Source organism: Streptomyces sp. NPDC002884 (assembly GCF_040295245.1).
GTDB lineage: Bacteria > Actinomycetota > Actinomycetes > Streptomycetales > Streptomycetaceae > Streptomyces.
In genome coordinates this window covers 1-6969 of the sequence record NZ_JBEOVB010000081.1, presented here as the reverse complement: position 1 = coordinate 6969, position 6969 = coordinate 1, and the positions used below count along the sequence as shown (strand labels likewise).

Below are 6969 nucleotides of genomic sequence, written 5' to 3'. Positions count from 1 at the left end.
GCGAGGGGGTCTGAAGGTTTTGTGGAGAGGGCTGCGAGGCGGTGCCGAGCGGTTCTCCAGCCGTATTCGAGAACCGACCGGAAAACGGAACCGGAACAATGCGGTCCGCGGCGGGAAACCACTCGCCCTTCCGGGGCCGCCGCCGCGTCCGGCCGTCACGGCTCAGGCCTCGCCTGCCCAACGGTCTTACCGGCGGGCGGACTTGAAATCTCCTGGAGGAACGGTCCACCGAGGCCTGTGGTGAGCGGGCTGAACCCCGCATTCCGCAAGGCGCGCGGACTAGCATGCCGGGAAATCGCCCCGTATTCCGGCGTGGAGGGCGGTGAGGAGACCGTCGGTGATGTTGCCGCCGGAAAGGATTCCGCTTCCGAATGCATGTCAGGAGGTGCAGGTTGTCTCTGGTCGAGCGGGTGCGGGTTCCCTGATCGCCCGGCGGCACAGCCCTGCCGACCGTTTCACCTGCTCGCGGTCTGATTCTCCGGCTCCCCGTCGTCCCCTTTGCCCGGCAGTGTGCCGAGTCCTGTGTGCCTGTGGTTCGGGTGGTTTTCGTTTGTCATCGCTGACGTCGTTTCGGGAGGTTGTCGTGTCTGAGTTCGCCGAGTCGCCCGCTGCTGGTGCCGCTGCTGCCGGCGGTGCGGTGGGGGGTACGGGCGTCTGGTTGGTCGGGGCGCGTGGGTCGGTCGCCACGACCGTGGTCGCGGGCTGTGCCGGGCTGGTGGCGGGGTTGTATCCGGCGACGGGGTTGGTCACGGAGACCGAGGAGTTCGCCGCGGCGGGACTGCCCGAGCTGTCGTCCTTGGTGTTCGGTGGGCATGACACGGTGGACTGGCCCTTGGTCAAGCGGGCCGAGGTACTGGCGGAGCAGGGCGTTCTGCCGCACGGGCTGGTGCGGGCCGTGCGCCGTGAACTCGCCGTGGCCGACGGGGAGATCCGGCCGGGAGGGCCGGTGGCGGGTGACGGCCGCGGTGACGAAGAGCTGATAGCGGCGTTCGCGGCGGACATCGAGGCGTTCACCCGGCGCGGAGGACTGGCGCGGACGGTGGTGGTCAATGTCGCCTCCACCGAGCCGGTCGCGGTTGAGGGCGGGCGGCTGCCGGCGAGTTCGCTGTACGCCGCGGCGGCGCTGCGGGCGGGTTGTGCGTATGTGAACTTCACTCCCTCGGCGGGGGTGGGGCATCCGGCGCTGGAGGAGTTGCGCGCGCGGGCGGACGTACCGTGGGCGGGCCGGGACGGAAAGACCGGGCAGACCCTGCTGCGGGCGGTGCTGGCGCCGATGTTCCGTCAGCGCGCTCTGGCTGTGCGGGCCTGGTCCGGGACGAATCTGCTGGGCGGGGGCGACGGGGCGGCGCTGGCCGATCCGGCGGCGGCCGCCGCGAAGAACGCGGGCAAGAACCGGGTCCTCGAGGACAACCTGGGTGCGCTGCCCGAGGGCGCGGTGCACATCGACGAGGTGCCCGCACTGGGTGAGTGGAAGACGGCCTGGGACCATGTGGCCTTCGAGGGGTTCCTCGGCTCACGGATGGTGCTCCAGACGATCTGGCAGGGCTGTGACTCGGCGTTGGCCGCACCGCTCGTCCTCGATCTGGCGCGGCTGGCGGCCCGCGCGCACGAGACGGGGATCGCCGGCGGCCTAGCGGAGCTGGGTTTCTATTTCAAGGATCCCGACGGCGGCTCTGCGGCGCTGGCCGAGCAGTACGACGCCCTGGTCGCCTTCGCCGCGCGGCTGGCGGGCGGCCGGTGAGCGAGCTGCGCGACTGGGCCGAACTGCTGCGGGTCTCGGCGCTGTTCACCGTTCCGGGGGACGTGCTGGCCGGAGCTGCGGCGAGTGGCCGGCGTCCGGGTGCCGCCACCGCTCTGGCGGCCGGTGCCTCGCTGTGCCTGTACGAGGCGGGGATGGCGCTCAACGACTGGGCCGACCGCGACGAGGACGCCGCCGAGCGTCCGCACCGGCCTGTTCCCTCGGGCCGTATCGCTCCCGGGCAGGCGCTGGCGGCGGCCGCCGTACTCACGGGCGCGGGCCTGGGCCTGGGCTTCGCCGCGGGTCGGCCCGCGGCACTGTGCGCCACCGCTCTCGCGGGCACCGTATGGGCCTACGACCTGCGGCTGAAGCACACCGCGGCGGGCCCGGCGGCGATGGCCGCGGCCCGCGCCCTGGATCTGCTCCTGGGCGCGGTGGCCACCGCCGGCCCGAGCACTGCCGGCCCGAGCAACATCGGCCCGAGTACCGCCGGCCCGGGTAAAGCCGCGCAGCGCACATCGGCCGGGCAGCGTCCGTCAGCAGGGCAGCCTCGGGCAGCCGGGCGGCGTCAGGCAGGCGGTCTGGCAGGCGCCCTGGCCGGTCTGTCCGCAGGTGCTCCGGCAAGGCACCGGGCAGACATCGCGGTGGCCGCCCCGCCGGCCGGCGCCGCCGCTGCGGTGCGGCGGGCGCTGTTGCCCGCTGCCGTGCTCGGCGCTCACACCTACGCGCTCACCACCGTCTCGCGTGCCGAGACGCGGGGCGGTGTGCGGGGCGGGCCGCTCGCCGCGCTCGGTGTGACGGCCGTCCTCGGCACCCTCGTCGGCTCCGGTGGGCACACCGGCCCGGCCGCCCTCCGGCGCCGGAGCGGGCGGGTCGGCGCACCCGGCGTACCCGCTGCACCCGGTGCGCCCGATGCGCTCGGCGTGCCCGGCCTGCGCGGTGTGCCGGGCGTGCCGGGTGGGCTTGGTGGGCTCGGCCGGGCCGTGCTGGCCGGGGGGTATGTGGTCACGGCCGGGCGGCCGTTGGTGCACGCCGTGCTGAATCCGTCGCCGCCGCTGACCCAGCGGGCCGTGGGCGGCGGTATCCGTGCCTTGATCCCACTCCAGGCGGCCCTCGCGGCGCGCTCCGGGGCGCCCGCGACCGCCGCGTTGCTGGCCGCGCTCGTGCCTGCGGCGCGCCGGCTCGCGGGGAAGGTGAGCCCCACATGAGTGTCCGTCTTGGCTACGGCACGAACGGCCTGAGCGATCTGCGGCTCGACGACGCCCTGGGGATACTGGCCGAACTCGGCTATGACGGCGTCGGGCTGACGTTGGACCACATGCACCTCGACCCGGTGGGACCCGGCCTGGCGGGGCGCGTCGCGAGGGTCGCCGACCGGCTCGGCGCCCTCGGGCTGTCCGTCACCGTGGAGACCGGCGCCCGCTATGTCCTCGACCCGCGTCGCAAGCACGGCCCCACCCTGCTGGACGCGGAGCCCGAGGGCCGGGCGGCGCGGATCGCGCTGCTGGTGACCGCCGTGCAGGTGGCCGCGGACCTCGGTGCTCACGCGGTGCACTGTTTCAGCGGCGTCCGTCCCGCGGGAACGAGTGAGGCGGCCGCCTGGGATCTGCTCGGCGCTTCTCTGACCCCGGTCCTGGAGGCCGCGGTACGGGCGGGAGTTCCGCTGGCCATCGAGCCGGAGCCCGGTCACCTTGTGGAGACACTCGCCGGGTTCCACCGGCTGCGCGGGCAGCTCGGAGACCATCCGCTGCTCGGACTCACGCTCGACATCGGCCACTGCCAGTGCCTGGAGCCGTCGGCGCCGGCGGACTGTGTCACGGCCGCGGGGCCGTGGCTGCGGCACGTGCAGATCGAGGACATGCGCCGCGGCGTCCACGAGCACCTGCCCTTCGGCGACGGTGAGATCGACTTCCCGCCCGTCCTGGCCGCGTTGGACGCCACCGGATACCAGGGGCTGACCGTGGTCGAACTGCCCCGACACTCACACGCCGGACCCGAACTCGCCCGCTCCTCCATGGCGTTCCTCCGTGCCCGGCTCAACGCGCCCGCCACCGTCTCCCCGCCGCCGTCCGCGTAAGGAAACCCGTATGTCGGTCACCCGAGAGGAACTGTCCGCCCGTCTCGGCTCCGAGGCCACCGCCTGGCTCGACGCCGCGCTCGCCGACGCACGCGCCGCCGCGCGCCCCGACCAGGACACCGCCGAGCCTCCCGCGAGGGATCCCGCATCCCCCGACGCCCGGGCGTCCGAGCCCCCGGCGGGGAACGCCGTGTCCCCCGTCCGGGATGCCACGGCCCCCGCCAGGGACGCCACGGCCCGCCGGGGCATGCCCGCGTGGGAGCTGCGGTTCGCCGCGGCCGGTCGGGTGTGTGCCGGTCCGGAGGCGGCGGAGGCGGCCAGGGTGCTGCTGCTGCGCACCGCCTGCCCCGACGCGGCCGCCGTGGCCCGCCTCTACGAGCACGGCAGCGGCGCGGAACGCCGCGCCGTGCTGCTCGCCCTGCCCCATCTGCCCCTCACGCCGGGCCAGGGCGTGGCGCTGGTCGAGGACGCGCTGCGCGCCAACGACACCCGGCTCGTGGCGGCGGCCGTCGGCCCCTACGCCGCCGTGCACCTGTCTGCCCACGCCTGGCGGCACGCCGTCCTGAAATGCCTGTTCACCCAGGTACCGCTGGCCGCGGTCGCCGGGCTCGCCGACCGCGCCCGCGGAGACGGCGAACTCGCCCGCATGCTGGCCGACTTCGCCGCGGAGCGCACCGCCGCCGCCCGGCCCGTCCCCGACGACCTGCACCACGCCCTCGCTCTCGCCCTCGACCTCGCCGCCAAGGAAGCCTGATGCGCATCTTCGACCCGCACATCCACATGACCTCGCGCACCACCGACGACTACCGGGCGATGTACGCGGCCGGGGTGCGCGCCGTGGTCGAACCCTCCTTCTGGCTCGGCCAGCCGCGTACCTCACCGGAGAGCTTCCTGGACTACTTCGACGCGCTGCTGGGCTTCGAACCCTTCCGCGCCGCCCAGTACGGCATCGCCCACCACTGCACCATCGCCCTCAACCCCAAGGAGGCCAACGACCCGCGCTGTCTGCCCGTCCTCGATGAGTTGCCGCGCTACCTCCTCAAGGACGGTGTCGTCGCGGTCGGTGAGATCGGCTACGACTCGATGACCCCCGCCGAGGACAACGCCCTGGCCGCCCAGCTCCAGCTCGCCGCCGACCACGCCCTGCCGGCCCTGGTGCACACCCCGCACCGCGACAAGCTCGCCGGACTGCGTCGCACCCTGGACGTCGTGGCCGAGTCCGAACTGCCCGTCGAGCGGGTCCTGCTGGACCACCTCAACGAGACGACCGTGAAGGAGGCGAAGGCCGCCGGCTGCTGGCTGGGCTTCTCCGTCTACCCCGACACCAAGATGGACGAGCACCGCATGGTCGCCGTCCTGAAGGAGTACGGACTCGACCGGGTGCTGGTCAACTCCGCCGCGGACTGGGGCAACAGCGACCCGCTGAAGACCCGTGGGGTCGCCGACGCGATGCTCGCGGCGGGCTTCGGCGAGGACGACGTGGACCAGGTGCTGTGGCGCAACCCCGTCGCCTTCTACGGACTCAGCGGCCGCCTCGTCCTCGAGCCCGCCACACCCGCGGCACTGCACGAGGGCAACTCCCTGCTGCGCGGCGGAGAGTGACCCGTGCGCTTCGGCCACCCGGACGGCTCGACCGTCCACCTCGCCTACTGCACCAACGTCCACCCCGCCGAAACCCTCGACGGGGTCGTCGCCCAGCTCGGCGCCCACTGTGAACCCGTCCGCCGCCGTCTGGGCGTCGAACGCCTGGGCGTGGGACTGTGGCTGGCCCGGGACGCCGTCCACGCACTCACCGCGGACGCGGGCGCACCGGGCAGGCTGCGCGCCGAACTCGACCGACGCGGCCTGGAAGTGGTCACCCTCAACGGCTTCCCCTACGAGGGCTTCGGCGCCGAAGAGGTCAAGTACCGGGTCTACCGGCCCGACTGGAGCGACCCGCAGCGGCTCGACTACACCACCGACCTGGCCCGGCTGCTGGCCGCGCTGCTGCCCGACGACGTCACCGAGGGCACCATCTCCACGCTGCCGCTGGCCTGGCGCACCGGCTACGACGAAAGCGCCGCACACCGCGCTCATGGCGCGTTGAACGAACTCGCCCGCCGCCTGGACGACCTGTACGAAGCCACCGGGCGCCAGATCCGCATCGCCCTGGAACCGGAACCGGGCTGTGTGGTGGAGTCCACCGCCGACGCGCTCGCCCCGCTCTCCGCCCTGCCCGCCCACCGCATCGGCCTGTGCCTGGACACCTGCCACCTCGCCACCGGCTTCGAGGAGCCCGTCGGCGCGCTGGCCGCCCTGGGCAGGGCCGGCGTCACCGTGTTCAAGGCCCAGCTGTCCGCGGCCCTGCACGCAGGCGACCCCCGTGACCCGGCCGTCCGCGCGGCGCTCGCCGCCTTCGACGAACCACGCTTCCTGCACCAGACCCGGGCCCGTGTCGACGGGACCCTGCACGGCACCGACGACCTGGGCCAGGCCCTGACCGGAGGCGCGCTGCCGGACACCGTGCCCTGGCGCGCCCACTTCCACGTCCCCCTGCACGCACCCCCCGCCCCACCGCTGACGTCCACCCTGGACGTGCTGCGCGACACCCTGAGCGTCCTGGTCGGCGGCCCGCACCCGCGCACCCGCCACCTCGAGGTCGAGACGTACACCTGGCAGGCGCTGCCCGTCGGCTCCCGCCCCGCCACCGCCGCCGCCCTCGCCGACGGCATCGCCGCCGAACTCCGCCTCGCGGCCGATCTGTTGGCCGACCTCGGACTCAAGGAGCAGCAGTGACCACCCGCCCCACCCCCCTGCTCGTCCTGGACGTGGTGGGCCTGACCCCCGCGCTTCTGGAGCACATGCCCCATCTCAAGGCGCTGGCCGGCCGAGGTTCGCAGGCCGCGCTGGGCACCGTCCTGCCGGCCGTCACCTGTGCGGCGCAGTCCACTTTCCTGACCGGGACGCTTCCGGCGGAGCACGGCATCGTCGGCAACGGCTGGTATTTCCGTGAGCTCGGCGACGTACTGCTGTGGCGGCAGCACAACGGCCTCGTGGCGGGTGACAAGCTGTGGGACGCAGCGCGTCGGGCGTACCCGGGTTATACGGTCGCCAACATCTGCTGGTGGTACGCCATGGGCGCGGACACCGACTACACGGTCACGCCGCGTCCGAT

Annotated in this window: 7 protein-coding genes; all 7 read left to right on the top strand. The window is 73.7% G+C overall.

All coding sequences use genetic code 11. The features are described 5' to 3' along the window. The first annotated feature begins 637 nt into the window (after window positions 1-637). A complete protein-coding gene (locus tag ABT070_RS45770; RefSeq protein ID WP_351769265.1) occupies window positions 638-1741 on the top strand; it encodes an inositol-3-phosphate synthase in 1104 nt (367 codons plus the stop codon). Beyond that, window positions 1738-2946: an SCO3242 family prenyltransferase gene (locus tag ABT070_RS45765; protein ID WP_451103152.1), complete on the top strand. Its 1209-nt coding sequence runs from the start codon at window positions 1738-1740 to the stop codon at window positions 2944-2946. Before ABT070_RS45770 ends, ABT070_RS45765 begins: the two co-directional genes overlap by 4 nt. Then, entirely contained in the window at window positions 2943-3815 is an 873-nt protein-coding gene (locus tag ABT070_RS45760; RefSeq protein ID WP_351769261.1) for a sugar phosphate isomerase/epimerase family protein, read from the top strand. The genes ABT070_RS45765 and ABT070_RS45760 overlap by 4 nt, the downstream gene beginning before the upstream one ends. A gap of 10 nt (window positions 3816-3825) precedes the next feature. Beyond that, window positions 3826-4569 carry an EboA domain-containing protein gene (locus tag ABT070_RS45755; protein WP_351769259.1) on the top strand — a complete coding sequence of 248 codons (744 nt, stop codon included), beginning with the start codon at window positions 3826-3828 and terminating at the stop codon, window positions 4567-4569. Next, window positions 4569-5417, top strand: coding sequence for a TatD family hydrolase (locus ABT070_RS45750; RefSeq protein ID WP_351769257.1), 849 nt, complete (start codon window positions 4569-4571; stop codon window positions 5415-5417). Before ABT070_RS45755 ends, ABT070_RS45750 begins: the two co-directional genes overlap by 1 nt. A 3-nt stretch (window positions 5418-5420) precedes the next feature. After that, complete coding sequence (gene eboE / locus ABT070_RS45745) at window positions 5421-6590, top strand: metabolite traffic protein EboE (RefSeq protein ID WP_351769255.1); 1170 nt, start codon at window positions 5421-5423, stop codon at window positions 6588-6590. Then, on the top strand, window positions 6587-6969 hold a 383-nt coding region (locus ABT070_RS45740; protein ID WP_351769253.1), incomplete at its 3' end, for an alkaline phosphatase family protein. The genes eboE and ABT070_RS45740, both read left to right, overlap by 4 nt.